At 60.4% G+C, this 14,668-nt stretch carries 15 protein-coding genes; 10 read left to right on the top strand and 5 right to left on the bottom strand.

Translation table 11 applies throughout. From position 1 onward, the window contains the following. The first annotated feature begins 64 nt into the window (after nt 1–64). The gene (xylR, locus tag JS46_RS20995; RefSeq protein ID WP_033755507.1) at nt 65–1,243 is read left to right on the top strand and encodes a D-xylose utilization transcriptional activator XylR; all 1,179 of its coding nucleotides are present in this window, start codon (nt 65–67) and stop codon (nt 1,241–1,243) included. A 30-nt stretch (nt 1,244–1,273) separates the two neighbouring features. Here the strand turns inward: xylR and JS46_RS20990 are convergent, their stop codons facing one another. From JS46_RS20990 to JS46_RS20970, 5 genes are all read right to left on the bottom strand, one after another. Beyond that, entirely contained in the window at nt 1,274–2,350 is a 1,077-nt protein-coding gene (locus tag JS46_RS20990) for an ROK family protein (RefSeq protein WP_235213025.1), read from the bottom strand. A 220-nt stretch (nt 2,351–2,570) separates the two neighbouring features. Continuing rightward, on the bottom strand, nt 2,571–3,311 hold the full coding sequence (dnaC, locus tag JS46_RS20985) for a DNA replication protein DnaC (RefSeq protein WP_033755501.1): 741 nt from the start codon (nt 3,309–3,311) through the stop codon (nt 2,571–2,573). Then, nucleotides 3,311–3,847, bottom strand: a complete 537-nt coding sequence (gene dnaT / locus JS46_RS20980; RefSeq protein ID WP_033755499.1) for a primosomal protein DnaT — start codon at nt 3,845–3,847, stop codon at nt 3,311–3,313. The genes dnaC and dnaT overlap by 1 nt, the downstream gene beginning before the upstream one ends. Before the next feature lie 103 nt (nt 3,848–3,950). Next, nucleotides 3,951–4,628 carry a hypothetical protein gene (locus tag JS46_RS20975; protein WP_033755498.1) on the bottom strand — a complete coding sequence of 226 codons (678 nt, stop codon included), beginning with the start codon at nt 4,626–4,628 and terminating at the stop codon, nt 3,951–3,953. Nucleotides 4,629–4,704: 76 nt separating this feature from the next. Then, a complete protein-coding gene (locus JS46_RS20970; protein WP_033755496.1) occupies nt 4,705–5,394 on the bottom strand; it encodes a hypothetical protein in 690 nt (229 codons plus the stop codon). A 140-nt stretch (nt 5,395–5,534) separates the two neighbouring features. Between JS46_RS20970 and JS46_RS20965 the strand changes: the two genes are divergently transcribed. From JS46_RS20965 to JS46_RS20925, 9 genes are all read left to right on the top strand, one after another. Continuing rightward, nucleotides 5,535–6,116, top strand: a complete 582-nt coding sequence (locus JS46_RS20965) for a DNA-3-methyladenine glycosylase I (protein WP_033755495.1) — start codon at nt 5,535–5,537, stop codon at nt 6,114–6,116. 88 nt (nt 6,117–6,204) lie between these two features. Further along, the gene (locus JS46_RS20960; protein WP_033755493.1) at nt 6,205–6,867 is read left to right on the top strand and encodes an OmpA family lipoprotein; all 663 of its coding nucleotides are present in this window, start codon (nt 6,205–6,207) and stop codon (nt 6,865–6,867) included. 161 nt (nt 6,868–7,028) lie between these two features. Beyond that, nucleotides 7,029–8,015, top strand: coding sequence for a LacI family DNA-binding transcriptional regulator (locus tag JS46_RS20955; RefSeq protein ID WP_033755585.1), 987 nt, complete (start codon nt 7,029–7,031; stop codon nt 8,013–8,015). Between the two features lie 67 nt (nt 8,016–8,082). After that, nucleotides 8,083–9,108 (top strand): LacI family DNA-binding transcriptional regulator, encoded by a 1,026-nt coding sequence (locus JS46_RS20950; protein WP_033755491.1) that lies wholly within the window; start codon nt 8,083–8,085, stop codon nt 9,106–9,108. A gap of 137 nt (nt 9,109–9,245) precedes the next feature. Further along, nucleotides 9,246–9,995, top strand: a complete 750-nt coding sequence (locus tag JS46_RS20945; RefSeq protein WP_033755487.1) for a sugar phosphate isomerase/epimerase — start codon at nt 9,246–9,248, stop codon at nt 9,993–9,995. Between the two features lie 9 nt (nt 9,996–10,004). Beyond that, nucleotides 10,005–10,958 carry a sugar kinase gene (locus JS46_RS20940; protein ID WP_033755484.1) on the top strand — a complete coding sequence of 318 codons (954 nt, stop codon included), beginning with the start codon at nt 10,005–10,007 and terminating at the stop codon, nt 10,956–10,958. Nucleotides 10,959–10,993: 35 nt separating this feature from the next. Further along, on the top strand, nt 10,994–12,274 hold the full coding sequence (locus tag JS46_RS20935) for an MFS transporter (RefSeq protein ID WP_033755482.1): 1,281 nt from the start codon (nt 10,994–10,996) through the stop codon (nt 12,272–12,274). 72 nt (nt 12,275–12,346) lie between these two features. Then, the gene (gene ghrB, locus JS46_RS20930) at nt 12,347–13,318 is read left to right on the top strand and encodes a glyoxylate/hydroxypyruvate reductase GhrB (RefSeq protein WP_033755480.1); all 972 of its coding nucleotides are present in this window, start codon (nt 12,347–12,349) and stop codon (nt 13,316–13,318) included. A gap of 79 nt (nt 13,319–13,397) precedes the next feature. Next, the gene (locus JS46_RS20925) at nt 13,398–14,645 is read left to right on the top strand and encodes a valine--pyruvate transaminase (protein ID WP_033755478.1); all 1,248 of its coding nucleotides are present in this window, start codon (nt 13,398–13,400) and stop codon (nt 14,643–14,645) included. The last annotated feature ends 23 nt before the right edge of the window (nt 14,646–14,668 follow it).

Raw genomic sequence — 14,668 nt, 5'->3', positions numbered from 1 at the left:
ACAATTTCTGCTGTTCATCCGGCCGTGCTATGCATTGCGCTGGGATTCAGGAGAGCGCGCCACTATGCATGAAAAACGCTATCGCATTACGTTGCTGTTCAATGCCAATAAGGTCTACGACCGTCAGGTGGTAGAGGGTGTCGGCGAGTATTTACAGGCGTCGCAGACCGACTGGGATATTTTTATCGAGGAGGATTTCCGCTGCCGCATCGACTATATCCGCGAATGGCTGGGCGATGGCGTAATCGCCGACTATGACGATAGCTCGATCGAGCAGCTGCTGGCGAACGTCGAAGTACCGATTGTCGGCGTCGGCGGCTCTTACCATCGCCAGCAGGATTATCCGCCGGTGCACTATATCGCCACCGACAACGCGGCGCTGGTGGAGAGCGCCTTTCTTCATCTCAAAGAGAAAGGTATCAACCGCTTCGCCTTTTATGGGCTGCCCGCCTCCAGCGGCAAGCGCTGGGCGCAGGAGCGCGAACACGCCTTTCGTCAGCTGGTGCAGCGCGAACGCTATCAGGGCGTGGTCTATCAGGGCATGAATACCGCGCCGGAAAACTGGCAGCATGCGCAGAACCGGCTGGCCGACTGGCTGCAAACCCTGCCGCAGCAGACCGGCATTATCGCGGTCACCGACGCCCGCGCGCGTCATCTGCTGCAGGCCTGCGAATATCTCAAAATTCCGGTGCCGGAAAAGCTGAGCGTGATCGGCATCGACAACGAAGAGCTGACGCGCTATCTGTCACGCGTCGCGCTCTCGTCGGTGGCGCAGGGCACGCGGCAGATGGGCTATCAGGCCGCCAAACTGCTGCATCGCCTGCTGGACAAACAGCTGCTGCCGCTGCAGCGCATTCTGGTGCCGCCGATGAAAGTGATCGCCCGCCGCTCCACCGATTTCCGCTCGCTGCGCGATCCGGCAGTGATTCAGGCCATGCACTACATTCGCTTCAACGCCTGTAAAGGCATCAAAGTAGAACAGGTGCTGGATGCGATCGGCCTGTCGCGCTCCAATCTGGAGAAGCGCTTTCGCGATGAAACCGGCGATACCATTCACGCCATGATCCACCGCGAGAAACTGGAAAAAGCGCGCGAGCTGCTGGCCTCTTCCTCGCTGAACATTAATGAGATTTCCCAGATGTGCGGCTACCCTTCGCTGCAATATTTTTATTCGGTATTTAAGAAAAGCTATGCCAGCACGCCAAAAGAGTACCGACAGCATCACGGCGAAAGCCTGATGTAAAATGGCGGCGGCGTGATAAAGCCGCTCTCTTCATCCCTGACGTTGTTCATACTGCTCAATCACCGCCAGCGACAGCCCTACCGCCGGATCGAGACGCGTCTGTAAAAAATGCAGCGTGGTGTTCTGGAAGGTAAAAGCTGGCGTACTGGACGCGATCCGTTTGCGCACCGTGTCGCAAAACATCGGGTGCACATTCCAGGGCGCGTCGATAATAATCGTGGTCGGATTGAGCAGCAGGATAATCTGGCTCATCGCCTTAGCGAGAAAACCGCCCGCCTGCTGCATCACCTCATCCACCACCTTCGGCGCCTCGTCGCGCGTCTGCCAGCTTAAGCCGGGACGGCGCTGGGCCAGCTGCTGCTCTATCGCCGGTTTGCTGAGCAGCGCTTCGGCGCATCCCTGGCGTCCGCAGCGACAGCGCGGGCCATCCGGCTGCACGCTGAGATGCCCTGCTTCGCCCGCGGTCCAGCTGTTGCCGGTCACCACTTCGCCCTGCTGCACCAGCGCGCCGCCCATGCCTTCGGCAATCCGCAGGTAGAAGTGGCTGCCCGCCGCTCTCAGCCCAAGCTGCTGTACCGCCAGCAGCGCCGAGGCCTTGACGTTATTCATCACGCGCAGCGGTACATCCACCTTTTGTTTGATCGGCGTCAGCAGATCGACATCCTGCCAGCCCAGATGGGTTGAAAGGTGCATCCAGCCGCGTTCGGGATCGACGATGCCGGGAAACCCCAGCCCGATGCCCAGCAGCTGCGGATGCTTCTCCGCCAGTTCGCCGCACAGGGTTGCTACCTCATCCAGCAGCTTTTTCGGGTTAGCGGTATCGACGCGACGCGTTTGCTCCACCATCACCTGCGAAAAGTAGTCGCAGACGCGCCAGTAAATAGCGTTGCGCTCCACCATCACGCCCGCGCTTTTCAACTGTTCCGGGCGCAGGGCGATCTCAATCTTCGGGCGTCCGGCGGCGCCTGCGCTAATCGTCCCCAGCTCCTGAAGCAGCGACCTTTCCAGCAGTTCGTCGACGATCAGCGACACCGTATTTTTGCTGAGCGACAAGATGTGGGCTAAATCCTGACGCGACGTTACGCGCAACCGACGAAGCTGCGTCATCACGCGCTTCTGGTTGTTAAGTCTGAGTAGTGCAGGGCCTTTACCCATATTCATTACAGCGCTCATCTGACGGGCAACATATCTTTCAGTGTAACAGCGCCGGGACGCCTCTTATCTGGCACTTTTGCGCGCTGTTTCACACAAGTCACAGCAGAGGGCGGCGCAAAGGAAAGACGTAAAAAAACCGGGTCGCGCCCGGTTTCTTGCAGGGAAGAGAAAATTAATATTCGTCGCCGCGCACGCGGCTGCGGTAGCTTTCCCAGTCGAAGCGCACCCACATGCTGTTACCGAGACGCATGCGGTCCATCACGCGCTCGCCCAGCAGGGTATTCATACCGGCGGGATCGAGGTTAGAGAGCATCCCGGTCGGACGCTTCGAAGAGGAGCGACGATCGACGATCTGGTTGATAATCACCTTTTCGTAGCGCGACTCGCTCTGCATACCGATCTCGTCAATCACCAGCAGATCGACGCTGCTGAGATCCTGCAGCAGTCGCTCTTCAGTGATGTCGCTACCGCCGCTAAAGGTGCCTTTCATACTCGACATCAGATCCGCAACGGTGACGATCAGCACGCTTTTGCCGCGCAGGATCAGATCGTTGCCGATAGCCGCCGCCAGATGGTTTTTGCCGGTGCCGGGACGGCCGGAAAAGACGAAGCTGGCGATGCTGCCCTCAAAATCGTCCGCATACTGGCGTGCCATCGCCAGCGCTCTGCGCTGACCTTCATTCTCGACGCGATAGTTATCGAACGAGCAGTTCATATGCAGCTCGCGAATGCCGGAGCGGCCCATTACGCGCTGCATTTTCATGGCGCGGTTTTCACGCACGATGGACTCCGAACGCAGGCGGCCCTGCTCCTGGTTCCAGGCCAGCAGCTCTTCACCGCTGGTGAACTTCGGCTGGACGTTGGCGGGCATCATTTTTTTCAGACGGCTGAACAGATCGGTCGGCGTTTTCATTACTCACCTCGAAACCCATCGGGAATGTTGTAATCAGTATTGCTGATTTGCGTAATATCGCGTTTGGGCTGGCCGCCGCTGGCGGCGCGATTCATCTGTACGCTGCGCGCCAGCTTTTGCTGCCACTGCACATGGTGGAACAGACGGCCTTCCGCCTGCCAGTAGGCGACGAAAGCGGCCAGCTCGGCAGGCGTTACCGGCTCGCTCAGGGCCACGCCCCAGATAGCGGCCTGACGCTGAAAATCGGCGTCGGGCTGCCAGCCGGCATACATTGCGAACTTGCCCGCCGGCGTCGGCAGCGAAGCTGGCAGGTCATCATATAAGCTGTCGTCCAGCGTTACGTCGCTGGGATGCGCCGCCGCTGCCTCCAGCGCCAGCAGATGCGCCAGCCGCTCGGGCGTCACGGCGTAAAACGCCGGCGCGTAATTATCCAGCACCGCCAGCGTGCCGTTTTCCGCCTGCTGCAGCGCCTGATGCGGATCCTGGCGGAAGGCGTCCAGACCAATAAGCGTAGAAGTAAGAATTTTGACTGACATGATGAAACCTGACGTTGACCTGCACGCTGCGCCGGCAGAGCGCCGGCGCACAAGTCTTTATTGTACCTTTTTTAGCGTCCTGGATCGCCAAAAAAGGCGTCGGTCAGGAGGACCATGAAGCGGACTCTGCGGAAAGAGCGGTCTGAACCGGTTCAGCGGCTTCTGCCCTGACGCGCACCGGGCGGGTTTGCCACAGGTAGCGCGTCGAGGCGAGCCAGCAGATGCTGTAGCCCAGCAGCTCGGTGCCCTCCTCGGCGATGTTTTTCACTACACGGTTGTAGCCGTCCAGCATCAGGTGCTGCCACAGCTGATGCATGCCGAACAGGCGGGAGAACACCAGCACGATCAGCATGCCGCTGACGGTCATCAGCCAGCAGCGATCCGTCACGAAGGCGACCAGCCCGTCCAGCGTGCTGCGCGGCGACCGCAGCGCCATCGCCAGACTGGCCGCAGCGGTCGCCAGCGCGAACCACACCCAGCTGCCGTGCTCGACGACGTCGAATACGAAGTCCAGCTCGCGGATCAGCATGCAGCTGTAGAAGCCGCCGATCAGGATCAGCGCGCCGCGCTGATCGGGACGCCGATGCGCCGACCAGAAGAACATCGCCGCGACGGAGGCGAGCATCACTTCCTGCAGCGTCTCCGTAATCGACGTTTCATGCATGGCGTCGTTCATCCAGTTTACGTCGATATAGATGCTCGACATCATCAGCACAAGAAACAGTGTTGCAAATAAAAAAGCCGCGCATTCACGGCCGAGGATTGAAATTTGTTCGCGCATATTATTACCACTATTATGATTAGCGCGCTTATTATATGGCGTTACTCACCCGCCCTTTCTCATTTTATGCCCCATGTTAAAAACTGGCGCTAACGCCGAGGCTGTAAATAAACTGCTCGCCGCTGTTTAGCGCATCGTTTTGCGAAAATGCCGCGAATGCCGCAACGTTGTGATTCAGGGGAATATGCGCACCGACGCTGACGTCGACCCAGCCAGCTTCGCGCGCGGCCGGATCGTCCGGTGAACGATCGCGCGACTCACCGGTCAGGCTATCGCCGGGCTGATAGCTATAGCTAAGCTGCGCGTAAGGCGCGATCCCGCCCAGCCGGGTATCGACCCGCCAGCCTAAGCTCGCGACGCCGTCGCGGCTGAAATCGCATTGCGGACAGCTGAGCGGCGCGGTCGCGGGCGCATACTGCGCCACCGGCCCGGTCGTCAGCGATGCGCCCAGCGGCAGCTCCCAGCCGGCGCTGTAGCGCGTGCCGGTCGGCACCGGCTCGGCGCGCAGCGTGAAGGGGGACGGGGACGAATTGAGCGCCGCGTCCAGAAAGTTCATCTGCGCGTCGCTGCCGACGATCAGATGATTTCGGGAAATCTTTTCCGCAAGGATAGTGTCGTAATCGGGCCGATCGCGCAGGCGATCGTCCGGCGATGACAGGGTCTCGCCGCTCCAGGCAAACAGGGGCGTCGCAGAACAAAAAAGCAACGCACTACTCAGCCCCAGCGCCGTAAGGCGCTGGCTGGCACACTGACTTTTCTGCAACATGAAAAACTCCAGACGACGCTGAAGAGAACGATCGGCGCTATTTAAGAAACTGTTTTATCACGCCTGCTGTTTAACTATTAACCGACTAAACGTAAGATCAAGCGCCGTCACAAAATTTTCTCTTTATCAGGATAAAGAACATGCAACGATGCGGCTGGGTCACTCAGGACCCGCTTTACCTGGCCTACCACGATCGTGAGTGGGGCATTGCGCAAAACGAAAAGCAGGCGCTGTTTGAGATGCTCTGTCTGGAAGGTCAGCAGGCGGGGCTCTCCTGGATCACCGTACTGAAGAAGCGAGAGCATTATCGCCATGCCTTTCACGGCTTCGACCCTCAGGCGGTGAGCTTAATGGATGAAGAAGATCTGACGCGCCTGCTGCAAGACAGCGGACTGATACGCCATCGCGGCAAACTCGCCGCCATTATCGGCAACGCGCGCGCTTATCTGGCAATGGAGGCGAAAGGCGAAGATTTCGCGCGCTTCGTATGGAATTTTGTCGATAACCAGCCGGTTGTGCATGGCTTTGCCCACTATAAAGAGGCGCCGACCACCTCACAGCAGGCTATCGCGCTGTCGAAGGCCTTAAAACAGCGTGGTTTTAAATTCGTTGGCCCGACAATTTGCCACTCCTTTATGCAGGCCTGCGGGCTGATTAGCGACCATCAGACAGACTGTTTTTGCCATCCTGACAACCTTTTACGCGCAAACCAGACAAAATAAGAGTTTCCCTCACCCCTTCTCTCTTTTTAAGCGGCATAATCTCGCCGCTTTAAAGACGTAATGTCTTTGTTTGATTTAGGGAATGAGCATGTATAAAAAATCGTTTTCGCTTTGCCTGTTACTGAGCGGCAGTCTGGTACTGTCGGGTTGTACCGTTAATCCATACACCAATGAATCCCAGGCCGGCAAATCCGGCATCGGCGCAGGCCTTGGCGCACTGATGGGCGCCGGGGTCGGCGTTCTCTCCTCATCGAAGAAAGATCGCGGCAAAGGCGCGCTGATTGGCGCGGCATCCGGCGCGGCGCTTGGCGGCGGCATCGGCTACTACATGGATGTGCAGGAAGCCAAGCTGCGCGAAAAAATGCGCGGCACCGGCGTCAGCGTGACGCGTCAGGGCGACAACATCGTGCTGAATATGCCGAATAACGTCACCTTCGACTCCAGCAGCAGTAGCCTGAAAGCGGCGGGCGCCAATACGCTGACCGGCGTGGCTATGGTGCTGAAAGAGTATCCGAAAACCGCGGTAAACGTCGTGGGCTACACCGACAGCACCGGCTCGCGCGCGCTGAATATGCGTCTGTCGCAGCAGCGCGCCGAGAGCGTCGCCGGCGCGCTGATTACCCAGGGCGTCGCGGCGGATCGTCTGCGCACCCAGGGTCTGGGCCCGGACAATCCGGTTGCCACCAACAGCACCGAAGCAGGCAAGGCGCAAAACCGCCGCGTAGAAATTACGCTTAGCCCGATCGGCTGATGCGAAAACGCCCCGAAACGGGGCGTTTTTCGCCAAAATGCGATTTTTTTGGCATTTTTACGCGCTTTTTTCGACAAAACAGGGTGGATGACATGCAACCTGTAGTGCCAAAACAGACTTTATGTTAGCGTGAAAAAAACGTGTTCAGCGAGTCGTCCAGCATGTCACTAAAAGCCATTGCCAGCGAATTAGGGTTGTCCGTTACCACGGTTAGCCGGGCGTTAAACGGCTATGAGGATGTGGCGGAGGAGACCCGTAAACGCGTGGAAGCAGAAGCGCAGCGTCGCGGCTATCGCCCCAACGCCGCCGCGCGCCGTCTGAAAACCGGCCGCGCCAATGCGGTAGGTTTAGTTTTCCCTGTCAGCACCTCGCCCATCAGCGACTGCCGCTTCAGCGAGATGCTGCTGACGCTCGATCAGCGCCTGGCGCAGAGAGAGATCGACCTGATGCTGCTGGTGGATAAGCCCCATGACGGGCCGCGTCCCCTGACGCGTCTGCTGCGCAGCCGGGTGCTGGATGCGCTCATCGTCACCCATACCCTGCCGCAGGATGAACGCCTGCTGAGCCTGCAGCAAAAAAACTTTCGCTTTATCACGCTCGGCCGCAGCGATCTGCCGCAGCCCTACGCCTGGCTCGACGTCGATCACCACCATGGCTCGCGCCTGGCGGTAGAAGCCTGTCTGCAGCAGGGAGTGACGCGCATCGCCTGGTTGGGCAGCGACGAAGGCACCACTTTTGTACGCGACCGCCGTCAGGGTTTCCTCGACGCGATGGGCGCCGTCACGCCGGTCGATATCGTCGCCGTGCCGCCGTCGCGTCGCGTCGGCTATCAGCAAACCGCCGCCTGGCTGGCGCAGGATGCGTCACTGCAGGCGATTATCGCCGACAGCAGCGCGCTGGCGGAGGGCGCGGCGCTGGCGATGCAGCAGGCGAACCGGCTGCACGGCAGCAAGGCGATTCGCCTCTATGCCTGGGAAGGCTTGCCGCGCGAAGCGATCGTCGAGGCGCCGGCGATCGCTATCCGTCAGGCCTCGGATAGCGAAACCGGCGATCAGCTTGCCGATCTGGTGGTGCAGATGCTTGACGGCGCGCCGCTGGAAGCGCTTCAGCTGTTGCGCCAGCCCTGGCTGGAGGGCGCGCCGCGCTGATCGCGCTTTTTGCGACAGACCGCGCCTGTGCTAGTCTCTGCCTGTTTCTCTTTTTGCAGGTACCGACATGAAGAACAGACCGCCTCGCGCCACCATTAGCGATGTTGCTCGCAGCGCGCGAACCGGTAAAACCAGCGTGTCTCGCTATCTCAACGGCGAGCAGCATCTTCTTTCCGCCGATCTAAAAGCCCGCATCGAACAGGCGATCGCCGAGCTCGACTATCGCCCCAGCCAGATGGCGCGCGGGCTGAAGCGCGGCCGCACGCGGCTGATCGGACTGATTATCGCAGACATCACCAATCCCTATTCCGTCGACGTGATGTGCGGCATCGAAGCCGCCTGCCGCGAGCGCGGCTTTACGCTGCTGATGTGCAACACCAACAATGAAGTGGATCTGGAGCAGCACTATCTGCAGCTGCTGAGCAGCTATCAGGTAGAAGGGGTCGTGGTGAATGCCGTTGGCATGCGCGAAGAGGCGCTGAGCCGCCTGCAGCAGTCGCTGCTGCCGATGGTGCTGATCGACCGAAAAATTCCCGATTTCGCCTGCGATGTCGTCGGCCTGAACAACGCCGAAGCCACGGAGATCGCCACGCAGCATCTGCTTGATAACGGCTATGAGGCGCTGCTGTTTTTGAGCGAGCCGCTGGGCAGCGTTAACACGCGTCGCGAACGCCTGCAGGCGTTCCGTCAGCGGCTCGCCGCCTGGCCGCAGATTGCACATGAGAATGCCGAGGTGCCGCTGCATCAGCCTGCGGCGCTGGATGCGCTGCTGCTGGACTATACGCGGCGTCAGCGCGGAAAACGCGCGGCGGTGATGGTGGCGAACGGCGCCATGACGCTGCAGGTTGCGCGCGCGATGCAGCGCGTCGGCCTGCGCTGGGGCGAAAATATCGGCCTGCTCGGCTTCGACGAGCTGGAGTGGGCCGCGCTGGCCGGCGTCGGCATCACCACGCTGCGACAGCCCACCTGGCAAATCGGCTATGCGGCGCTGGAGCGGCTGATCGCCCGCATCGACGGCAGCGCCGGGCCCGCCGCCGAACAGGTTTTCTCCGGCGAGCTGGTGGTGCGCGGCTCCAGTCGGCCCCTCGCCTGATCCCCGCTTGTTTTCCCTCTCTCGTGCTCGCTTCGTGAGCACGATCATAGTTTCAGCCTCTGCCTCTTTGCTTTGGAACCGGTTCCAATTAACGTTTTTCCTATAACTTTCGCTTAACGCGCATTCCAGGGGTAACGATGAACGCTGAAATTATTGTGGTGACCGCCGCCTACGGACAGCAACAGGTCGCCGCGCTGGGCGGTCAGCAGGCACTGCTGCCGCTGATCCAGCAGGCCGGCGCCGACGGCGTCGAAATCCGCCGCGAACTCTTCGACAATGCGACGCTCGCCAGTCTGCCCGCGCTGGCCCAGACCATTCAGCAACATCAGCTGCGCGCCAGCTACTCGGTACCCGACACGCTGTTTTGTGACGACGGCGCGTTAAATCCCCAGCTGGAGAACTACCTTAAAGAAGCCCAGCAGCTGAACGCGCAGCGCCTCAAGCTGGCGCTGGGCGGATTTAACGGCGAGCTGCACGGCGCGGCTTTGCGCGCGCTTGCCGAGCGCTATCCGGTAGAGCTGGCGGTGGAAAACGATCAAACCGATAACGGCAAGCTCGCGCCTTCGCTGCGTTTTTTCCAGGCGGCGGAGCAGGCGAACCTGCCGGTGACGATGACATTCGATATGGGCAACTGGCTCTGGACGCAGGAGAACGCGCAGGCGGCGGCGACGCAGCTTGGGCGCTTCGTGCGTTATATTCACGTCAAGGCGGCTGAACCGCACGGCGACAGCTATCGCGCGGTGGCGCTGGACGAGGCGAAAGCGGACTGGCGCGACCTGCTGCGCCAGCTGCCGGATAATGCGCCGCGCGGCATCGAATTCCCGCTGGAAGGCGAGGATCTGCTGGCGGTAACCCGCCGCTACGTGTCGCTGCTGCGCACTCTGTAAGGAGAGAAGATGACTACTCTGCATAACGGCGCGCTGGACGTCGTCACCATCGGCGAAGCGATGGCGATGTTCGTGGCGCGTGAAAGCGGCGATCTCGCCGCCGCTGAAACTTTTATCAAGCGCGCGGCGGGCGCGGAGCTTAACGTCGCCATCGGCCTGGCGCGTCTCGGTCTGAAGGTCGGCTGGGTCAGCCGCGTCGGCGACGATAGCTTCGGCCGCTTTATCTGCCAGGTGCTGGAGAGCGAAGGCGTCGATCGCCGCCAGGTGACGAAAGATGCGCGCTACCCCACCGGTTTTCAGCTGAAATCCAAAGTCGACGACGGCTCCGATCCGCTAGTGGAATATTTCCGGAAAGGCTCCGCCGCCAGCCATCTCTCCGTTGAGGATTTCAACAGCGATTACTTCGGCGCCGCGCGCCATCTGCATCTGAGCGGCGTCGCGGCCGCGCTCTCCGCCAGCTCGCTGGCGCTGCTGAAGCACAGCGCGAAAGAGATGCGCGCGCGCGGCAAAACCATCTCTTTCGATCCTAATTTGCGGCCGGTGCTGTGGCGCAGCGAAGAGGAGATGCGCCAGCAGCTCAACCACCTGGCGGAGTACGCCGACTGGGTGCTGCCGGGCGAAAAAGAGGGCTATATCCTGACCGGCTACCGCCAGCCGGAAGCAATCGCCGATTTCTACCTCGATAAAGGGGTGAAAGCGGTGGTGATTAAAACCGGCTGCGACGGCGCCTGGTATAAAACCGCCCAGGGCGAGCAGGGCCAGGTCGAGGCGATCCGCGTCGAGAACGTGGTGGACACCGTCGGCGCGGGCGACGGTTTCGCCGTCGGCGTGATCAGCGCGCTGCTGGAAGGTAAAACGCTGCCGCAGGCGATTAAGCGCGGCAACAGAATCGGTTCGCTGGCGATTCAGGTGATCGGCGACAGCGAAGGGCTGCCAACACGCAGCGAGTTAGGCGATTTCTAGCCTGAATCCGAACCGCAATATCAGAGGAGAACCGCATGAAAACGCAGACAATCGCGCCGAAACGCTGGTGGTATATCATGCCCATCGTGTTTATCACCTACAGTCTGGCCTATCTGGATCGCGCAAACTTTAGCTTCGCCTCTGCCGCCGGCATCAACGACGACCTGGGCATCACCAAGGGCATGTCCTCGCTGCTGGGCGCGCTCTTCTTTCTCGGCTACTTCTTTTTCCAGATCCCCGGCGCGGTCTACGCTGAACGCCGCAGCGTGAAAAAACTGATTTTCTGGTGCCTGGTGCTGTGGGGCGTCTGCGCGTCGCTAACCGGCGTGGTCAGCAACATCCCGATGCTGGCGGCGATCCGCTTCGCGCTCGGCGTGGTGGAAGCGGCGGTAATGCCCGCGATGCTGATCTATATCAGCAACTGGTTCACCAAGTCGGAGCGCTCGCGCGCCAATACCTTTCTGATCCTCGGCAACCCGGTGACGGTGCTCTGGATGTCGGTCGTCTCCGGCTATCTGATCGACGCGTTCGGCTGGCGCGAAATGTTTATCTTCGAAGGGATTCCGGCGGTGATCTGGGCCGTCGCCTGGTGGTTTATGGTGCAGGATAAGCCCGAACAGTCGCGCTGGATGAGCGAAGAAGAGAAAGCCGCGCTGGCCGCCCAGCTGAAAAAAGAGCAGGAGAATATCAAGGCGGTGCGCAACTACAGCGAAGCGTTCCGCAACCGCAACGTTATTCTGCTCTGCATGCAATATTTCGCCTGGAGCATCGGCGTCTACGGCTTCGTGCTGTGGCTGCCGTCGATTCTGCGCAACGGCACGCAGATGGGCATGGTGGAAGCGGGCTGGCTGTCGGCGGTGCCTTATCTGGCGGCGACCATCGCGATGATCGTCGTCTCCTGGGCGTCGGACAAAATGCAGAACCGCAAGCTCTTCGTCTGGCCGCTGCTGCTGATCGGCGCGCTGGCGTTCCTCGGCTCTTATCTGGTCGGTTCCGACAATTTCTGGCTCTCTTACGCGCTGCTGGTGATTGCGGGCGGCGCGATGTATGCGCCTTATGGTCCCTTCTTCGCCATCATTCCGGAAATGCTGCCGCGCAACGTTTCAGGCGGTGCGATGGCGCTGATCAACAGCATGGGCGCGCTGGGATCGTTCGTCGGTTCCTGGATTGTCGGCTATCTTAATGGAGCGACGGGTAGTCCGGCGGCCTCCTATATCTTTATGGGCGCAGCGCTGCTGGTCTCGGTGTGGCTGACGTTGATCGTCAAGCCCGCCGAAAACAAAACGCCGCCGCTGCACGGCGCGAAACACGCCTGAAAGCGTAAGCGCTGACCCTCTTCTCCGGGCGACCTGCGTGTCGCCCGTCACACGTTTTACAGGGAGCGAACGATGAAACCATCCGTGATTCTGTATAAAAGCCTGCCGGACGATCTGCGCGCCCGGCTCGACGCCCACTTCAGCGTAACCGAAATCAAAGATCTGTCGTCGGAAAGCCAGCAGCAGCACGCTGACGCGCTGGCGCAGGCCGAAGGGCTGATCGGCTCCGGCGGCAAGATCGACGGCGAACTGCTGGCGAAAATGCCGAAGCTGCGCGCCTGTTCGACCGTATCGGTAGGTTACGACAACTTCGACGTCGAGGCGCTCAACCAGCGCCATGTGCTGCTGATGCATACGCCGACGGTGCTGACCGAAACGGTGGCCGACACCATGATGGCGCTGGTGCTGAGCAGCGCGCGCCGAGTAACCGAGCTGGACGCGTGGGTGAAAGCGGGCCAGTGGAACAAAAGCATCGGGCCGGACAAATTCGGCATCGACGTGCACCATAAGACGCTCGGCATTCTCGGCATGGGGCGCATCGGCATGGCGCTGGCGCAGCGCGCGCACCTCGGCTTCGGCATGAAGGTGCTCTACAACGCGCGCCGCGAACATGAAGAGGCGCAGTCGCGCTTTAGCGCGCAGCGCTGCGATCTGGAAACGCTGCTGAAAGAGAGCGACTTTGTCTGCATCAGCCTGCCGCTGACCGAGCAGACGCACCATATGATTAGCGCGGCGCAGCTGAAGCTGATGAAGCCGAGCGCCATCCTGATCAACGCCGGACGCGGTCCGGTGGTGGACGAAGAGGCGCTGATCGCCGCGCTGAAAGAGGGCACCATCCATGCGGCGGGCCTGGATGTGTTCGAGCAGGAGCCGCTGACCGCATCGCCGCTCTTCTCGCTGCCTAACGTGGTGGCGCTGCCGCATATCGGATCCGCCACGCACGAGACGCGCTACGGCATGGCGCAGGACGCGGTGGAGAACCTGATCGCCGCGCTGACCGGCAAGGTGGAAAAGAACTGCGTTAATCCAGACATTCTCAAGTAATCCGCCCTTCCCATTGCGCCCGCCGCTGGCGGGCGTTATCGTTGATTCCCCATTCGTCACATGTTTTTAACGTCTATATATGTCTTTTTCTCAGTTCGGCGACAAATTTACCCAGCACACCGGCATTTCACGTCTGATGGAAGATATGGGCGCAGGACTGCGCACGCCCGGCACCATTATGCTCGGCGGCGGCAATCCGGCGCAGATCCCGGCAATGAATGACTATTTTCAACAGCTGCTGCAGCAGATGCATGACGAGGGCAAGCTGAGCGAAGCGCTCTGCAACTATGACGGTCCGCGCGGCAAGGCCACGCTGCTGAACGCGCTGGCGACGCTGCTCAGCAGCGAGCTGGGCTGGCCGGTGACCGCAAACAATATCGCCCTGACCAACGGCAGCCAGAGCGCTTTTTTCTATCTGTTTAACCTGTTCGCCGGTCGCCGCGCCGACGGCAGTAAAAAGCGCGTGCTCTTTCCGCTGGCGCCAGAATACCTGGGCTATGCCGATGCCGGACTGGACGAAGGGCTGTTCGTTTCCGCTAAGCCTAATATCGAGCTGCTGCCGGAAGGCCAGTTTAAGTATCACGTCGATTTTGAACATCTGCCGATGCATGACGACATCGGCCTGATCTGCGTGTCGCGCCCTACCAACCCGACCGGCAACGTGGTGACCGACGACGAACTGATGCAGCTCGACGCGCTGGCGCAGCAGCACGACGTGCCGCTGCTGATCGACAACGCCTACGGCGTGCCTTTCCCCGGCATTATTTTCAGCGACGCGCGTCCGCTGTGGAATCCCAATATTATTCTCTGCATGAGCCTGTCGAAGCTCGGCCTGCCCGGCGCGCGCTGCGGCATTATCGTCGCCGACGAAAAGATTATCGGCGCCATCAGCAATATGAACGGCATTATTAGCCTGGCGCCCGGCAGCATTGGCCCTGCTATCGCCGCCGAGATGATCCAGCGCGGCGATCTGCTGCGGCTGTCGGAAACGGTGATTAAACCTTTCTATCAGGCCAAAGTGACTGAAACCATCGCCATTCTTCGCCGCTATCTGTCGGAGGAGCGCTGCCTGATACATAAGCCGGAAGGCGCGATTTTCCTCTGGCTATGGTTCCGCGATTTGCCGATCAGCACCGAGGCGCTCTACCAGCGGCTTAAGGCGCGCGGCGTTCTGATGGTGCCGGGCCACTTTTTCTTCCCCGGCCTGGAGCAGGCGTGGCCGCACACGCACCAGTGTATGCGCATGAACTATGTGCCGGACGCCGAGAACATTGAGCGCGCGGTGCAGATTCTGGCGGAAGAGGTTGAGAAGGCGTTTGCGGAATAGCTTTAACACGCGGTTTTAGAGGC

The organism is Pantoea sp. NGS-ED-1003, assembly GCF_000738765.1.
Classification (GTDB): domain Bacteria; phylum Pseudomonadota; class Gammaproteobacteria; order Enterobacterales; family Enterobacteriaceae; genus Pantoea; species Pantoea septica.
Note: the sequence above shows the minus strand (reverse complement) of the source record. Positions and strands in the feature narration are given on the sequence as shown.